This window comes from Cupriavidus taiwanensis (genome assembly GCF_900249755.1).
Lineage (GTDB): Bacteria > Pseudomonadota > Gammaproteobacteria > Burkholderiales > Burkholderiaceae > Cupriavidus > Cupriavidus taiwanensis_D.
The window spans coordinates 1,002,514-1,017,902 of sequence record NZ_LT976854.1 but is presented as its reverse complement, the minus strand read 5'-3'; the positions used below and the strand labels follow the sequence as shown (position 1 = coordinate 1,017,902).

The 15,389-nt window shown below is 69.0% G+C and carries 15 protein-coding genes; 7 read left to right on the top strand and 8 right to left on the bottom strand.

The annotated features are described in order from the left end of the window. The first annotated feature begins 234 nt into the window (after nucleotides 1–234). Nucleotides 235–1,812: a fatty acid--CoA ligase gene (locus CBM2594_RS20380; RefSeq protein WP_116358597.1), complete on the top strand. Its 1,578-nt coding sequence runs from the start codon at nucleotides 235–237 to the stop codon at nucleotides 1,810–1,812. Nucleotides 1,813–1,830: 18 nt separating this feature from the next. Here CBM2594_RS20380 and CBM2594_RS20375 read toward each other — a convergent pair whose 3' ends face one another. From CBM2594_RS20375 to CBM2594_RS20365, 3 genes are all read right to left on the bottom strand, one after another. Beyond that, nucleotides 1,831–2,304, bottom strand: a complete 474-nt coding sequence (locus CBM2594_RS20375) for an RES family NAD+ phosphorylase (RefSeq protein ID WP_116358596.1) — start codon at nucleotides 2,302–2,304, stop codon at nucleotides 1,831–1,833. Continuing rightward, a complete protein-coding gene (parS, locus tag CBM2594_RS20370) occupies nucleotides 2,301–2,816 on the bottom strand; it encodes a type II RES/Xre toxin-antitoxin system antitoxin (RefSeq protein ID WP_116358595.1) in 516 nt (171 codons plus the stop codon). Before parS ends, CBM2594_RS20375 begins: the two co-directional genes overlap by 4 nt. A 92-nt stretch (nucleotides 2,817–2,908) precedes the next feature. After that, nucleotides 2,909–3,868 carry a DNA-binding protein gene (locus CBM2594_RS20365; RefSeq protein WP_116358594.1) on the bottom strand — a complete coding sequence of 320 codons (960 nt, stop codon included), beginning with the start codon at nucleotides 3,866–3,868 and terminating at the stop codon, nucleotides 2,909–2,911. Nucleotides 3,869–3,981: 113 nt separating this feature from the next. Here CBM2594_RS20365 and CBM2594_RS20360 point away from each other — a divergent pair, with 113 nt between their 5' ends. Beyond that, the gene (locus tag CBM2594_RS20360) at nucleotides 3,982–5,115 is read left to right on the top strand and encodes a site-specific integrase (protein ID WP_116358593.1); all 1,134 of its coding nucleotides are present in this window, start codon (nucleotides 3,982–3,984) and stop codon (nucleotides 5,113–5,115) included. A gap of 244 nt (nucleotides 5,116–5,359) precedes the next feature. Continuing rightward, the gene (locus CBM2594_RS20355) at nucleotides 5,360–5,785 is read left to right on the top strand and encodes a hypothetical protein (protein ID WP_116358592.1); all 426 of its coding nucleotides are present in this window, start codon (nucleotides 5,360–5,362) and stop codon (nucleotides 5,783–5,785) included. A gap of 29 nt (nucleotides 5,786–5,814) precedes the next feature. Here CBM2594_RS20355 and CBM2594_RS20350 read toward each other — a convergent pair whose 3' ends face one another. The 4 genes from CBM2594_RS20350 to cls all read right to left on the bottom strand — a co-directional run bounded on the left by CBM2594_RS20350 (nucleotide 5,815) and on the right by cls (nucleotide 8,954). Then, complete coding sequence (locus tag CBM2594_RS20350) at nucleotides 5,815–5,997, bottom strand: hypothetical protein (protein WP_116358591.1); 183 nt, start codon at nucleotides 5,995–5,997, stop codon at nucleotides 5,815–5,817. 77 nt (nucleotides 5,998–6,074) lie between these two features. Next, entirely contained in the window at nucleotides 6,075–6,407 is a 333-nt protein-coding gene (locus CBM2594_RS20345) for a hypothetical protein (RefSeq protein ID WP_116358590.1), read from the bottom strand. 344 nt (nucleotides 6,408–6,751) lie between these two features. Then, nucleotides 6,752–7,396, bottom strand: a complete 645-nt coding sequence (locus CBM2594_RS20340; RefSeq protein WP_116358589.1) for a TetR/AcrR family transcriptional regulator — start codon at nucleotides 7,394–7,396, stop codon at nucleotides 6,752–6,754. Nucleotides 7,397–7,517: 121 nt separating this feature from the next. After that, nucleotides 7,518–8,954, bottom strand: coding sequence for a cardiolipin synthase (gene cls, locus CBM2594_RS20335; RefSeq protein WP_116358588.1), 1,437 nt, complete (start codon nucleotides 8,952–8,954; stop codon nucleotides 7,518–7,520). A 454-nt stretch (nucleotides 8,955–9,408) separates the two neighbouring features. Here cls and CBM2594_RS20330 point away from each other — a divergent pair, with 454 nt between their 5' ends. Further along, nucleotides 9,409–10,164: a response regulator transcription factor gene (locus CBM2594_RS20330; protein ID WP_116358587.1), complete on the top strand. Its 756-nt coding sequence runs from the start codon at nucleotides 9,409–9,411 to the stop codon at nucleotides 10,162–10,164. A gap of 6 nt (nucleotides 10,165–10,170) precedes the next feature. On the opposite strand, the gene CBM2594_RS20325 is transcribed toward CBM2594_RS20330, so the two are convergent. Continuing rightward, complete coding sequence (locus CBM2594_RS20325; RefSeq protein ID WP_116358586.1) at nucleotides 10,171–12,021, bottom strand: EAL domain-containing protein; 1,851 nt, start codon at nucleotides 12,019–12,021, stop codon at nucleotides 10,171–10,173. 242 nt (nucleotides 12,022–12,263) lie between these two features. Here CBM2594_RS20325 and CBM2594_RS20320 point away from each other — a divergent pair, with 242 nt between their 5' ends. The 3 genes from CBM2594_RS20320 (at nucleotide 12,264) to CBM2594_RS20310 (ending at nucleotide 15,200) form a co-directional block, all read left to right on the top strand. Continuing rightward, nucleotides 12,264–13,889: a methyl-accepting chemotaxis protein gene (locus tag CBM2594_RS20320; protein WP_116359703.1), complete on the top strand. Its 1,626-nt coding sequence runs from the start codon at nucleotides 12,264–12,266 to the stop codon at nucleotides 13,887–13,889. A gap of 184 nt (nucleotides 13,890–14,073) precedes the next feature. Beyond that, nucleotides 14,074–14,670 carry an HAD domain-containing protein gene (locus CBM2594_RS20315; RefSeq protein WP_116358585.1) on the top strand — a complete coding sequence of 199 codons (597 nt, stop codon included), beginning with the start codon at nucleotides 14,074–14,076 and terminating at the stop codon, nucleotides 14,668–14,670. Nucleotides 14,671–14,831: 161 nt separating this feature from the next. Beyond that, on the top strand, nucleotides 14,832–15,200 hold the full coding sequence (locus CBM2594_RS20310; RefSeq protein WP_116358584.1) for a 5-carboxymethyl-2-hydroxymuconate Delta-isomerase: 369 nt from the start codon (nucleotides 14,832–14,834) through the stop codon (nucleotides 15,198–15,200). The last annotated feature ends 189 nt before the right edge of the window (nucleotides 15,201–15,389 follow it).

Below are 15,389 nucleotides of genomic sequence, written 5' to 3'. Positions count from 1 at the left end.
CAACTGAGGGCGTAATGGGAGGGGGCGGGATGATGGCGGACACAACCACAGGCACGCGGGAAACTGTACAAATATACAGTACCGGACCGCCCTGTCGAACGCCCTACCCTCGAACGAGCATAAAGAAAGAGCAAATGGTTATTTCCATGTGTTCCACTCGCCGCTCTATATTGTCCGGCTGACAAGACAACACGCGCCCGCCCGCCCGGCGGCGGACACCACCGGAGCCCGACCTTGACCCGCGGTATCACCCTTGGCGACACCCTTACCTGGACCGCGCGCAACCTGCCGCGCAAGACCGCGCTGGTCAGCGGCACCGGCGCCGGGCGGCGCGCGTGGACCTATGCGCAACTGGACGCCGAGGTCAATCGCCACGCGCATGCCCTGCAGTCGCTCGGCATCGGCAAGGGCGACGTGGTGGCGGCCTTCCTCTACAACACGCCGGCCTTTGTCTTTACGCTGCTGGCCGCGGCCCGCCTGGGCGCGGTCTACAACCCGGTCAACTACCGCCTGGCCGCGCAGGAGCTGGCCTATATCCTGACCGACGGCGGCGCCAGGGCGGTGCTGTTCGAACGGGAAGGCGCGGCCGTCGTGGAAAAGGCCGCCGGGCTGGCGCCCGGCACCGCGCTGCGCCTGTACGCCGATGCCGACGCGGCGCCGGCCTTCGCCACGCACCGGCTCGACACGCTGGCGGCGGGCCAGCCGGATACGCCGCCAGCGGTGACGGTCGACGAGAACGACCCGTGCATCCTGATGTACACCAGCGGCACCACGGGCAGGCCCAAGGGCGTCATGCACACCCATCGCAGCAAGCTGCAGCACAACGCGATGATGCACCAGGCCATGATGCTGTCGCGCGAGGACGTGGGCCTGTCGATTGCGCCGCTGAACCATACCGCCGAGCTGCACACCAGCTTCCTGCCGCGCCTGCAGGTCGGCGCCACCCAGGTGCTGCAGCGCCGCTTCGACGCGGGCGAAGCCTGGCAACTGGTGGAAGCCGAGGGCGTCACGCATTTCTTCGCCGCGCCGACCATGGTCGGCATGCTGCTCGACCACCCGGACGCCGAAACCCGCGACCTGTCGTCGCTGCGGCTGGTGGAGTACGGCGGCGCTTCGATGGCGCCGCACCTGATCCGCGAGTGGGACCGCAAGGTCGGCGCGGGGCTGGTTCAGGTCTACGGCACCACGGAAATGGGCCCCTGCATGTCGGTGCTCTACCCGCACGAGCAGCTCAGCCGCGCCGGCTCGGCCGGCCTGCCCGCGCTGGGGCACGAACTGGTGGTGGCAAGGCTGCGTGAGGACGGCGAACCGACCGATCCGTCGCAGCCCTGCGCGCCGGGCGAAGTCGGCGAAGTGCTGGTGCGCGGCCCGTGCATGATGCAGGGCTACCTGAACCGCCCCGACGCGAACGCCCGCGCGCTGGCGCACGGCTGGTACCACACCGGCGACCTCGGCAGCCTGGACGCCGACGGCTACCTGTGGATCCGCGACCGCATCGACTACATGATCAATTCAGGGGCCGAGAACGTCTATCCGCGCGAGGTGGAAGACGCGCTGATCGAACATCCCGGCGTGCTGGAAGTCGCGGTGCTGGGCGAGCCCGATCCCACCTGGGGCCAGGTGGTCGGCGCCTACGTGGTGGCGCGCGGCGACGCCGCGCTGAGCGCGGACCAGCTCGATGCCTTCCTGCTGCAAGGCGACCGGCTCGCGGCTTACAAGCGGCCGCGCCGCTACCATTTCCTGCAAGCGCTGCCCAAGACGACCAGCGGCAAAATACAGAAACACCTGCTGCACACGGGCGCCGCGGCCTGAGCGCCGCGACAGTTCGCCTCAGCCCAGGCGCGCATCGTATTGCCAGCGGCGAACCTTGGTATAGGCCAGCCGCCGGGCATCCGCATGCAAGGGATTGATCAGCACGTTGGGCTCTTCGGGGATCACGATGGAAGGCACCAGCAGCAAGGCGCTGGTGCCGGACTGGACCCAGTCCTCGCCGGTGTCGAGGCTCGTCTTGCCGGCGGGAATGGCATCCCAGCCGATTGGCGCGCTGCCGGCCGTCAGTTGGCGCGCCGAAGCCCACAGCTCGTCAGGGATATCGATCCTGACCAGATAGCGGTTCAGCGGCAGCCCGGCCGAGCCGAGATGGACCAGGGTTTCCAGGCAAGCCAGCGCGATGCTCGACGCCGCGTAGACCAGCGGCGTTCCCTGCCGGTTCCAGCGTCCGCCGGTGGCCCTGGCACCGGCGCCAGAGGCATCGTCCGCGGTGTAGGCTGGCGTGTCGGTCGCGATGCGCCAGGCTGCCCTCAAGCGTAGGCCCCGCTCTGCATCCTGGCGACCAGGTCGGAGACGATGCGCTGGCCTGCGACGGTATCCATCAATTCGGCGGGACGTTGCCCGCCCAGCGCCGGCGACGGCTGCTCCAGCCACTGCGCCAGCCACTGTGCCGCATTGAAGCCGCGCGGATCGCCCGAGCCTTCCACCATCGCCTGCACCTGGCCAACCAGCCGCACCATGCCCAGCACGCGCTCGCTCTGCTCGCTCGACAGGTTCTGGTGCGCGCGCGCCTTGCGGTCGACGGTGGCGCGCGGCAAGTCCAGCGTCCGGATCAGCTGTTCCTTGCTCGTGCCCATGGAATCGGCCAGCTGATTGAGGTCGGATGCGGGCACGCCTTCACGGATGGCGTGGATCACCGACATGGCGCCTTCGGTGGATAGCGTGGCCTCGTAGACCGCCATGTAGCTACTGACGCCCAGTTCGCGCGACGCCGGGCGTTCGTGCGCGAGTGGATAGTGGCCTTCGGGGGTGAGCGTGCGCGGCATGGCAGACCTCATCAAATGAGCCTTCAGTATAGCTCAATTGACTTACTGCCCACGTGCCTTGCGCTGCGCATTCCGCCGTTGGAACCCGGGGGCTACAACCCCCGGCCACGCCGTCGCCCCTTGCTTGCGGACAGCGCAATGCGGGCCGGACGGCGGCGCCGTGCCGGGGCCACGGCGCCAGCGGGATCGGACGGCGCCGTGCCGGCTTGCTCCCGATACTCCGCGAGCAGGCTTTCGCGCTGCCGCACCCGTTCTTCCAGCACCGCAAGCGCCTGGCCGAGCCGGGTCATCTCGCTGCCCTGGCGCGACGCCGTCTCCGCGGCCCGTGTCAACCGTTCCACTGCCGCCTTGCGTTCGGCCTCGAGCAATTTTTGCGCTTCCCTGGCGGCCACGCGCGCGGCATCGAGCTCCAGCGCCATGCGGCGCTCGTTGGCGGCGTTGCGCTGCGTCAGCGTTTCGCGCTCCTGGTCCCATGCCGCGCGCCGGGCGTCGAAATCTTCCTGCATGGCATGGCGCGCGGCCAGCGCCGACGCGTGTTCCGCGCGCAGCGCCTCGGCTTGCTGCTGCCAGCCGGCGGCAGCGGTTTCGGCGCGCGCCGCGCGCTCCGCGGCCTCGTCGCGCGCCCGCGTCAGTTCCGCCATGGAAGCTTCCGCGCCTTCGAGCCGCGCCTGCATGACCTGACGCTCCTGCGCCAGCGCTTCGCGCTCCTGCTGCAGCGCCGTGCTTGCCTCCGCCAGCGCCGCTTCCCGTTGCGCCAATGCGGCCTCGGCCGAGGTCCGGGCGCTCTGCAGCGCCGCCTCCCACAGGTAACGCGCGGCTTCGGTGACCGGTTCGGGGCAGCCTGGCGCCGGCGCAAAGCCTTGCGGATCCTGGATGCGCCCGCCCAGCGCGGCAAACCACGCATCCAGATGCGGGCTGACCGTGTTTGGCGAGCCTCTCCCGAGATGCAGGCGGATGCGTTCGATGGTCGGCCGCTGGCCGGCCTTCAGCAGGCTGTCGGCGGCTTGCCAGACGTCGTCGCGGGTAATGCCTCGGCTGCGGAGCGTTTCCATGGTTGAGATCCGGCGAATTCCTGAAGAATCACAAATAAGGTTCGATAATGGAGGCTTATCGGTTGTTATCCCTTATCTACGTATGATATATTACAGCATACATCATATTTAATATGATAAGAATTCGAGACGCCCACGAGGCCTTTTTCCCTCCCATCCCCGCTGATGTCGCCGATGTCGATCTACCGGCCCCGCTTCGCACGTCCCAATTGGATCCTTTGGCCGAACAGGCGGCCAACGCCCTGCGTCGCGAAGGCGAGTCCCGCAACACCGTGGCGAGCTACCGGTCCGCACTGCGCTACTGGACTGCCTGGTATGCCTTGCGCTACCGGCAGCCGGTGCAGCTCCCGCTTGCGCCTGCCGTCGTTATCCAGTTCATCGTCGACCACGCCACGCGCCAGACGCCGCAGGGCCTGGTCTGCGAGATGCCCGCGGCGATCGACCAGGCGCTGGTCGCTGATGGATACAAGGCGCGACCCGGGCCGCCCGCGCTGTCCACGCTGACCCACCGGCTCGCGGTCATTGCCAGGGCGCACCGCATGCAAGACCTGCCCAATCCGTGCGCCGATGCCAGCGTGCGCGAACTGATGGCCAGTACCCGCCGCGCCTACGCGCGTCGCGGCCACCGCCAGACGCGCAAGGCCGCGCTCACGCGCGCGCCGCTGCTGCGCCTGCTCGATACCTGCGATGGCTCGCTGACAGGGCTGCGCGATCGCGCGCTGCTGCTGTTCGCGTGGGCCAGCGGCGGGCGTCGCCGCTCGGAAGTCGCGCGCGCCACCATGGACCGCCTCACGCGCGTGGGTCCGGGAGACTTTGTCTATATGCTGGGGTGGTCGAAGACCAACCAGTCGGGCAGCGCGCGCACCGAGACCGCCAGGCCCGTCACCGGTGCCGCCGGGCAGGCGCTCGAGGCATGGCTGGCCGCCGCGGGCATCGACCACGGCCCGCTGTTTCGCCGCATCCGCCGCGGCGGGCATGTGGGAGAAGGGTTGTCGGATGCGGCGGTCAGCCGCATCGTCAAGGCGCGCTGCGCGCTGGCGGGGCTCGACGGCGACTATTCCGCGCATTCGCTGCGCTCGGGGTTCGTCACGGAAGCCGCGGCGCAGCAGGTGCCGCTGGCCGAGACCATGGCCATGACCGGGCACGCCAGCGTATCGACTGTGGTCCGTTATTTCCGTGCGGCCGACGCACGGCGCTCGCGCGCGGCCGACCTGCTGGCGCAGCCGGATGCCAGCGACGGCCGCTGAGCGACTCGCCATGTCCGCCAACCATGCGCCGGGGCCGGCGCAAATACGGGTATTTCGCTAGCCGGTGGCGCTGGCTCGGCCTGCGGGGCCTGCCTATACTGGCAGGCGCGCGGGACAGTGCCGGCACAGGCCGGACGCCGCGCGCGGAAAATCCGGCAGACAGTCACCGCGGCGCAAGACGCTGGCGGTACAGGCGCGCGACGACGCACCGCTGCGCGGACCCCGATCAAGTGGAAACGCGGAGATGGGCATGCCCAACGAACAATTCCTCGCCACGCAGGAAACGCGCCGCTCAGGGCTGAAGGCCCTGCGCGCGGCCCTGCTGCAGGTTCACAAGGAAGTCATCGGCTATGACCGGGCGCAGTATGAACGGCTGAACGGGCCGATTCCGGCCGGCCTGTTTGTCCAGCTGGTGACCGAAGACGACTACTTTCGCTGGCTCGACCCGCTGTCGCGCCTGATCATCGAGATCGACGAAGAGCTGGAAGCCCAGGAACACCACGACGACACTTGCCGTGCCGTCGGGCGCGCCGCAGAAAAACTCTTTAGCGACGGTGCCGATCCCGCGTTCCGCAAGCGCTACCAGGAAGCCCTGCAGGACGAGTCCGGCGTCATCGTCGCGCACGGGCGCCTGATGTCCGTCATCGGGCAGCTGCGCCAGCTGCCATAGGAAGATAGAGGCGCGCGCCTCCGGGCGCTTTACTTCCCTGGCTTCGATTTCCCGGGCCGGCGTGGAGTGTCGGTATCGACCGCGACCGGATCGCTGGCGGGGAAGGTATCCTTCAGCGCCTCATCCAGTTCGCGCTCGATCTGTTCGTCCCTGGATGGCTGCGGCGCGGGTGTGCGCGGCTGGGGCGGGTGCTTCTGTGCGGGCTTGCTCATGGCGATAGGGCTCCGTTGGCGACCGTGAATCGATGGTACCCCTGGCGGCACCGCATCGCCATGCGGCCGTCCACCGCTCAGCGGCCTCTGCCGCCCCCTCCTCTACCGCCACCACGCCCGCCGCCATGCCAGCCACCCCGCCCGCGGTGGCCGTTGCCGTGCCAGTGATGCCCCCCGCGTCCGCCGCCGCCGTAGATGAAGGCGAAGCTGCCATAGGCCGGCCACGGACGGTAGTACGGATAGCCGTAGGCGGGGTAAGCCGGATAGGCGGGATAGGCCGGGTAGGTCTGGTAGTACGGCGTCGACACCGTGTAGCCGGGATATGCCGGATACGGGTCGCCAGCATACGGATACGCCACGCACCCCGCCATGGCGGTCGCTAAGAGGATCACTCCGATTCCGTATTGCATGGTGCCCTCCCACCGTCAGCGTTCCGCCTGCCGCCTGCCAGGCACGGAAGTTAGACCGCGCGGCGACCGCTGCATTCCGCTAGCCGTCCTACGGTGACGCGCCGGGGCGAGCCATCGGCGCTCAGGTGCGTAGATCGCGGCAAAACAAAGGCATATTTAAGAAGTGTCCGATATTCACATGAGAAACAACGGATTACATTGGTCTTGCACCCGACCCTGGGTGCCCGATCGAGCCAGGTTGCCCCCCTTCCTGGCTCCTTACGTTGCCACGATGGTCCCCGCCATCGTGGCATTTTTTTAGGCGGCGTCTTCTGGCTGCTGCTGGCCCTTGCTACAGGCCCTTGCTACAGGCCCTTCTCGACCATATCGAGCACGCGCTGGCCCAGGACCTCCGCCTGCTCGCTGGCGCGGCCGCGCAGGGGACCGTCGATCAGCAGGATCGCCAGGCCGTGCACGGCCGACCACGCCAGGTATTCGGCGCCCGGGCGGCGCTCGGCCGGCAGCACGCCCGCCTCGACCAACTGGTCCAGCGCCGCGCCCAGCAGCTGGAACGGGTTCAGGCCGCTGTTGCCGGCCTTGGCCGGGTCGGCGTCGTCCTCGACCTGGTCCGGTACCGAGAACGCGGTGCGGAACAGGCCGGTTTCCGTCAGGGCAAAACGCAGGTAGCCCGTGCCGACCGCGCGCAGGCAGGCGCGCGCATGCGCCGCGGCACCGCGCCCCGGGCGCAGCCCGCCGATTTCGGCCTCCATGGCCATCGCCAGCGAAGACAAGGCCCAGGCGCGCACCGCCTGCAGCAGGTCTTGCCGGCTGGCGAAATGGCGGTACGCGGCATTGGGCACCACGCCGGCGCGGCGCGTCGCTTCGCGCAGCACGATGGCGTCTGGGCCGCCCTCGCGCGCCAGGTCGATGCCGGCGTCGAGCAGCGCGCGGCGCAGGTCGCCATGGCGGTAGGTCGCCCGCGCGGGCGGTGCGGAGGCTTCCCGGTTCATGCGGGCCTCCTGGAGAACGAATAACGGTTCATGATGTGCGGAGTCTTATAGTGAACAGTGTACACAATCAAACTGTCACAAGCTTGTTGCATCGAAGGATGGGGGGCGGGAAGGCCGCGGCTCAGAGGATCGGCGCGAACAGCTTGGCCACGTGCATCGCCACGCGCAGCGGTGCCGGCGTGGCGAGGAACTCGTCCAGCCCGACACGGCGGGCCTGCGCGAAATCGGCCTCGAGCATCGCCGCCACTTGCGCGGCAAAGCCCTGGTCCGCTGTCATCACCATCAGCTCGAAATTGAGCCGGAAGGAACGGTTGTCCAGGTTCGCGGTGCCGATGGCGGCGGCCTCGTCGTCGATCAGGATTACCTTCTGGTGCAGGAAGCCCGGCTGGTAGCGATAGATCTTGATGCCCGCGGCAATGGCCTGGTGGGCGTACAGCGTGGAAGCGGCATAGACCACCAGGTGGTCCGGCCGCGCCGGGATCAGGATGCGCACATCCACGCCGCGCAGCACCGCGAGCCGCAGCACGGCGAACACGGCCTCGTCGGGGACGAAATACGGCGACGTGATCCACAGCCGGTGGCGCGCCGACTGGATCGCCTCGACAAAGAACAGCGAGCAGGTTTCCTGCGCATCGGCCGGTCCCGACGGCACCACCTGGCAGGTCATGCGCCCGCCCGACTCGGGCGGCGGCATCAGCAGATGCGGCACCTCGCGCGCGGCCCAGTACCAGTCTTCGGCAAAGGCCATCTGCAGGTCCAGCACGGCACTGCCGCGCAGCGCGATATGGGTGTCGCGCCATGGGGCCAGCGGCGGACGCTGGCCCAGGTATTCGACGCCGACATTGTGGCCGCCGAGAAACGCTTCGCACCCGTCGACCACCACCAGCTTGCGGTGGTTGCGGAAATTGAGCTGGAACCGGTTGACGAAACCGCGGTGCGTCGAGAACGCCCTCGCCTCGACGCCGGCATCGAGCAGCGTGCGCACGTAGCGGCGCGACATGGCGTGGCAGCCGATGCGGTCGAACAGGAAGTACACCTTGACGCCGGCTTGCGCGCGCTCGCACATCAGCGCCTGCAGGCGCTGGCCCAGCGCGTCGTCGTGGACGATGAAGAACTGCACGATCAACACTTGCCTGGCGCGCGCCATCGCCGCGAAGATCGCCTCGAAGGTCTGCTCGCCGTCGATCAGCAGCCGCACATCGTTGTTCGCCAGGCACGGCATGCCGGTCAGGCGCGGCAGCGCGCGCATGCAGGCCTGGACCGGCGCGTGGACCACGCAGGCGCTGCGGGCCTCGCGCTCGCGCGGCGTCATGCCGTGGCGGATTTCGCGCAGCCGGTCGTCGTTGAAGCGGCGGGCATCGACATAGCCGGCAAAGGTGCTGCGCCCGAAGATCAGGTAAGGCACCAGCGTGAAGTACGGCATCATCAGCAGCGAGCCGGCCCACGCGATCGCGCCCGGCGCGGTGCGCACCGTCATGACGGCATGCAGCGCGGCCACCACGCCTACGACGTGAAAGGCCAGCACGATGATGGCGATGACACTGGGGCTCTGCAGCATCGGTGGGCTTGTGTCCGCTGACCGGGTCGCGATGCGCGCTATTTTGGCACAGCGTGGTCAGGATGTAGGCGGCCGGCCCCCCACCCGCCCCCAGCGGCCTGCCGTCGCTGCCTTCTTTTTTGGCACGCCGATGGCATCACGGTAGCAGGCGGCTGTCCGGGCAGCGTCCCCCGGCTTGTCCACAGGAACTGTGGACAACTTTCCGTAGCACCTCGCGACCTGCCGATTCTGGCAATGCACTCCGCTTCGAACGCGCGAATCACAAAAATCGACAGATATTTCAGCAATGTCTGATTGTTTAGCCGACCGCACTTTTAATACGCTTTCTGGCTGGGCAACGCGGTGCCGCCAACGCGGCGCGGCCATGGCTGTCCGACCGCGCCCAGGCGTTCGTTGCGGCGCACCTTGCCCCGCCTTCGCCCCACGTTCGACTCTTGCCTGTGGTCCGCCTTCGATGAATATTGCGCTGCTCATGGGCTTCTCGCCCGAACTCCGTACCGTGGCCGAACTTCTGGAGGGCGCCGGTTTTCGTTGCAGCGTGTTTGAGACCGGCCGGGAGCTGATCCAGCGCGTCAGCCAGGAGTCCTACGACATGCTGCTGATCGAAGACACCCTGCCTGACCTGCCAGTGCTGGATGTGGTACGCGCGGTGCGCAGCGCCCGCTCGCGCGACGTGCCCATCATCCTGCTGGCTGCCGACAACTGCGAAGACAAACTGGTCGATGCGCTCGATGCCGGCGCCGACGACTACGTTTGCCGCCCGCTCAATGCGCGCGTGCTGATGGCCCGCATCACGGCATTGCGCCGGCGCGTTACCGGCGAACGCGTGCGCCAGGGCCTGGTGGTCCAGGCCGGCCCCTACCAGCTCAACAGCATGGGGCGCTTCGCCACGCTGCACGGCGAGCGCATCGCCATGACCCCGAAGGAATTCGACCTGGCCATGATGCTGTTTTCCAACGTCGGCCGGGTGCTGGCCAGCGAGCGCATCCAGCAGGCGATCTGGCGGCACGAACTGCCACCGCTGTCGCGCGCGCTGGCGGGCCTGATCTCGCGCCTGCGCAAGACCCTGCGCATCGGCGTGGCCAACGGCATCGTCATCACGGTGGTCTACGCGCACGGCTACCGGCTCGACGTGCTGGAAGAAAGCATCGCGCCCAGGCTGCCAAAGGCGACAGCCCGCGCCAGCGTGCCCGAAGCCTCGGGCAACTGAGCCGCACTACGCCGGCAGCGTCGCCGACAGCGCCAGGAAGTCGAGCACGGCCATGCCGTCGGCGGAGCGCTTGGCCTCGCGCTTGGCCGCGGCCGCGGCGGCGCCGATCTGCTGGCTGCCCAGGCGCTGCAGGCCGGCCACGCCGTCGCCGCTGACGCACACCACGCCCACCGCCATCGACACCGGCGGAAAGAACACCGGCCGTCCGTGCCGGTCTTCGCCGTGCATGCCGCCGGCGGCGCGGTCGGGCGGCGCATACATGGCGCGCGCGGCATCGTTGAAGCGCAGGATCGCGGCGCGCATGCGCTCGGCCCAGTCGGCGCTCTGGTAAAGCACCAGGAAATCGTCGCCGCCCACGTGGCCCAGGAAGTCCCGGGCCGGGTCGCACGCCTCGGCCAGGATCGCCGCCGCGCCCTTGAGCATCTCGTCGCCTTTCCAGTAGCCGTACTTGTCGTTGAACGGCTTGAAGTGGTTCAGGTCGACATAGCAGGCATGGAATTCGCTGGCGGCCTCGATCAGGCGCTCGATATGCTGGTTCAGCGGGATGTTGCCCGGCAGGAAGGTCAGCGGGTTGGCGTAGCGCGCCGCTTCCATGCGCACCTCGGTGATCGCCCGGATCAGGTCGGCGCCGGTGCCCAGGCCGATATAGCGGCCCTGGTCGGTGATCACGAAGCCGTCGGCCAGCGAGCGCGTGTTCTCGCCCGACAGGATCTGCGCCATGTCCTCCAGGCTGGCACGCTGGTCAAAGCACGCCGGATCGCGGCTGGCCATGGCGATGCAGGCCTTCTTGCCATACAGCTCGCGGTGGAACGGCGCCGCGTAGCGGTCGATGAAAGCCTGGCGGCCGATGATGGCCAGCGGCCGCCCTTCGTCATTGACCACCGCCACGGCCTGCAGCTCGGGCTGGTCCTGGAAGGTGCGCAGCACCGCATCGTTGCTGGCCGCGGGCGACACCGTCGGCGCCGGGCGCAGCAGCCTTCCCGCGGTAATGCCCGACCAGCCGGAGCGCACCATCTGCGGAAACACGGCAATGCGGCGCGATGCCAGGGCCTGCCGCACATGCAGGGCGGCCTGCGCCGCCGGCTGCGCCACCGGCCGTCCCACGTAGTAGCCCTGGGCGCCGGTCACACCCAGGTCGCGCACCACGGCCAGCTCATCTTCGTCCTCGATGCCTTCGGCGATCACGCGCCCGCCGAACGCGCTCATCATGCGCAGCAGCGCGCGCAGGATCTCCAGCCTGCGCGAACAGGACGCGATGCCGCGCACCAGCGACTTGTCGATCTTGACGAAATGCGGCGACAGGTGGGCGAGCAAGTCGAGGTTGGCGTGACCGGTGCCGAAATCGTCCAGCGCGTATTGCATGCCGAGTTCGCGCAACACCGCCATGGCCATGCCGAAGCTGGCGGCGTCGCCGATCGGGGTCTGCTCGGTGACTTCGATCACCAGCCGCGACGGTGCAATGCCGGCTTCCAGCAGCGCCGCCATCAGGCGGCCGCGGTCGGCCAGCAGTTGGCGCAAGGTCTGCGGGCTGAAATTGAGGAAGAGCTTGCCGGGCAGGTCCAGGCTGCGCCAGGTGACCAGCGCGGTGCGCGCCGCTTCCACCTCCAGCGCGATGGTGGCCGGGACGCCTTGCGCCAGCCGGAACAACGCGTCCGGCGCTGCCCAGGCGGAGCCCACCGGTCCGCGAATCAGCGCTTCGTAGCCGAGGATGGCACCGTTGTCGGCCTGCACGATCGGCTGGAACACGGCATGCAGCGGCGGCAGACGCGCCGGCGCAGGCGCCGTTGCGCCCGGAGCAAGGCTGGCCAAGGCGGGCGCGGGGTCGTGCTGGAGCGTGGCGACGGACAGGCCATTCATAGGGAGCAAGCGGGCGGATGGGTGAAGCGATCGGGGCGCAAGCGCGGCCCACATTGCATGACATCCACATGACAGCACGATGACAGTCCATATTCCGAGGATGTCACGTCGGCGTCACGTTGATCGACGACGATCCCGTGCGCCGCAGCGACTGCCCCGTACAGAGGGCGGCGCCGGCGAATCGGGTCAAGCCCGGGCTGCGCAGGCTGATCACGCCGGCGCGCCCGTCTGGAGTCTTCTCCGTGTTGCAAGTTTTCAAGACATCCCTGCCCGGCCAGCGCCGGGCAGCTGCCCCTGCGCGCTGGCTGGCGCGACTGGGCCGCCTGCCGCTGGTGGCGCGCCTGTGCGCCGCCTTTGCCCTGGTCTACCTGTTTGGCGCCGCGGTCGGCCTGACCGGCATCGCCAACCTGGTCTCGATCAAGGCCCGCACCGACACCCTGTACCAGCACGACATGCACGGCGCCATCTCGGCGGAGCGGGCGCAATCCGCGCTGGCTGCGCTCGGGCGTGCCCAGCTGGCGCTGACCATGGCCACCAGCAGCACCGAGCGCGACGGCGCCGCCGACGAGATCGCGACGGCGCTGTCGCAGCTGGACGCTGCATTGGCCGGCGTGCAGCGGGCCGCCCCGGCCCAGGCGGCGCCACTGCTGCGCGAACGCGAGCGCGCCGGCGAGCTGGCGCAGGCCTACGTGGCGTTGCTGCGCAAGCAGCCGCTGGACCCGCTGCAGTTCGACAGCGCGGTCTCGGTCGACGGCCATTTCGTGACCGGGCAGTTGCAGCGGCTCAGCAGCCAGGTCGAGGCCGTGCGCCGCCAGCAGGAGCAACGTGCCGCCGCCACCGTCGCCAGCGTGGCCGCCAGCCAGCTGCGCGCGCAGGCCTGGATGGCGGCGCTGCTCGGCGCCAGCCTGCTCGCTGCTGCCGCGCTGGCGTGGATTGCCGCGCGCAGCCTGCGCGCCGAGCTGGGCGGCGAGCCGCGCGATGCCGCCGAGATCGCGCGCCGCATTGCCGCCGGCGACCTGACCGCCCCGATCGCGCTGCGCGCTTCGGACCGCAGCAGCATGCTGCACCATGTGGCCAGCATGCGCGACCAGCTGGCCGGCGTGCTGGCACGCATCCAGGCCAGCGCCCGCGAGATCACCGCGGCCAGCCAGCAGATCGCGGCGGGCAACCAGGCCCTGTCGGCACGCACCGAGCAGCAGGCCAGCGCCCTCGACGCAACCACCGACAGCATGCAGGCGCTGGCGGCACACGTAACCGCTGCGCATGCGCAGGCCACCGAATCGAGCGAGATGGCCAGCGCGGCCCGCGCCGCCACCGTGGATGGCGCTGCCGTGGTCCAGCGCATGCGTGCCGCGATGGATGCCCTGCATGGGCATTCGCGCCATATCGCCGAGATTGTCGGGGTGATCGAAAGCATCGCGTTCCAGACCAATATCCTGGCGCTCAACGCCGCCGTGGAAGCGGCGCGTGCGGGCCCGGCCGGCCGCGGCTTTGCCGTGGTGGCGCAGGAAGTGCGCGCGCTGGCACAGCGCAGCGCCGATGCGGCGCGCGAGATCGGCGGCATCGTCGGCAATGCCACGCATGAGATCGAGCAGGGCGCCAGCCTGAGCGGCAGCGTGGTGGCGGCGATGGACCGAATTGCCGCCACGGTGGGCCACAGCCATGCGCTGGCCGAGGGGCTGCGCACGCTCGCGGACGAGCAGGCCGACAGCGTGCACGCCGCCGGGCAGGCCGCGGCGCAGCTGCGCCAGACCGCACAGCAGAACGCTGCGCTGGTCGACGAACTGGCCGGCCAGGCGGCGCGGCTCGACCAGCAGGCCGCCGCGCTGGCCGGGGACGTTGCACGCTTTCGCTTCCGGCAGCCCTGACCGGCACTCGCGCGCAAGATGTGTCGGGTCGAAACATTTGTCATGACGACGTAACCGGCATTTACGTCTTGCGCGACGAAGTTACAGATATGTTGCAACTGAACCAGCCCTGGTAACGTGACAGCCCGGTTGCGGCGAGTAACCTTGCTTCACACCAACTGAACTGGCACCCGCACAGGAAACCATGGCTGAACGACTCATCATGCTGGACGTACCCGGCGTCCTGTACTCCGACCGCTCCCGCGCCCGCCTCGGCGGCATTCCGGATTCGGGCACGCCGCGCGATGTCAGGTTCTTCGACCCGGTCGCGCTGGGTTTCGTGCGCAGGCTGTTCGGCGTGGCCGGCGCCCGTGTGGTGGTGTCCGATGCCTGGCGCCGCGGTACGCCGGCGGCCATCCTGCAGCAACTGGACCTGCAGGTCGAAGCCATGACGCCGCCGGCCGCAGGGGGTCACGGCGCGGAGATCGAAGCCTTCTTCGCCCAGGGCGCCCGCCCGGTCCATTACGTGATCCTGTCCTGCGCTGCGGCCGAGTCGATGCCCGAGGCGCTGCGCGAGCACCTGGTCACGGTCGACCCGGCCGTGGGCCTGACCCTGGAGAATTTCCAGCAGGCACTCGATATCCTGGGTGTCGCCTGCCCGTCGACGGTGATGCCAGCGCCCAAGCTGGATGCCGGCCTCAAGGCCAAGCTGGCGCAGCTGCAGCAACTGGCACGGGACAACCCGGCCCGCTTCGGCGGCGCGCTGGCCCCGGCGCGCGAAGTGACGGCCGTCCACGCCTGAGCTGCCGCGGTCGCGTTGTCCCCAACGGGGCGCCCACGGGCGCCCCGTTTTGCATCCGGCGATCCTGAAGCCGCGCTACCCGGCGGCCATGCTGCGGCAGCGATCCCGTATCATGCTCGCTGTCGCCGGCCCCATGCCGGAGCTTTGTGCCAGGACCCGCCATGCCTCACCTCGTCATCGAACTGACTGAAAACACGCGCCTGAACTGCTCGCAGGAAGAGCTGCTGGACGAAGCCAATGCCGCGCTGCTGGCTTCCGGGCAGTTCCAGGAAGCGGATATCAAGTCGCGCTGCATCACGCTGTCGACCTACCGCCAGGGCATCGATGCCGTCGAGCGCGCCTTTGTCCATGCGCGCCTGTCGATCCTGGACGGGCGCGATACCGCCGTGCGCCAGGCACTGGCGCAGGCAGTATGCGATGTGGTGGCCGAAGCCGTGCGCTCGGGCGGCGGCACCGGCCAGAACGTGCAGGTATCGGTGGAGGTGTGCGAGATGGTGCGCGCAACCTACGCCAAGCAAGTGGTGGCGTGAATCGTGCGCGCGCCGGCGGCCGCCCAATAAAAAACCCGCGGCCGTTGCGGCCGCGGGCGGAAGCTTCTGGAAGACTCCGGAAGCTCTGTCATGGGGAGCGCCCCCGCACCCATGACGTAGTGGATTCTAGGTGGGGGACATGGCCACCGACTTGACCTGGATTAAACGCTGCCGGATTGCTGGCGGCGG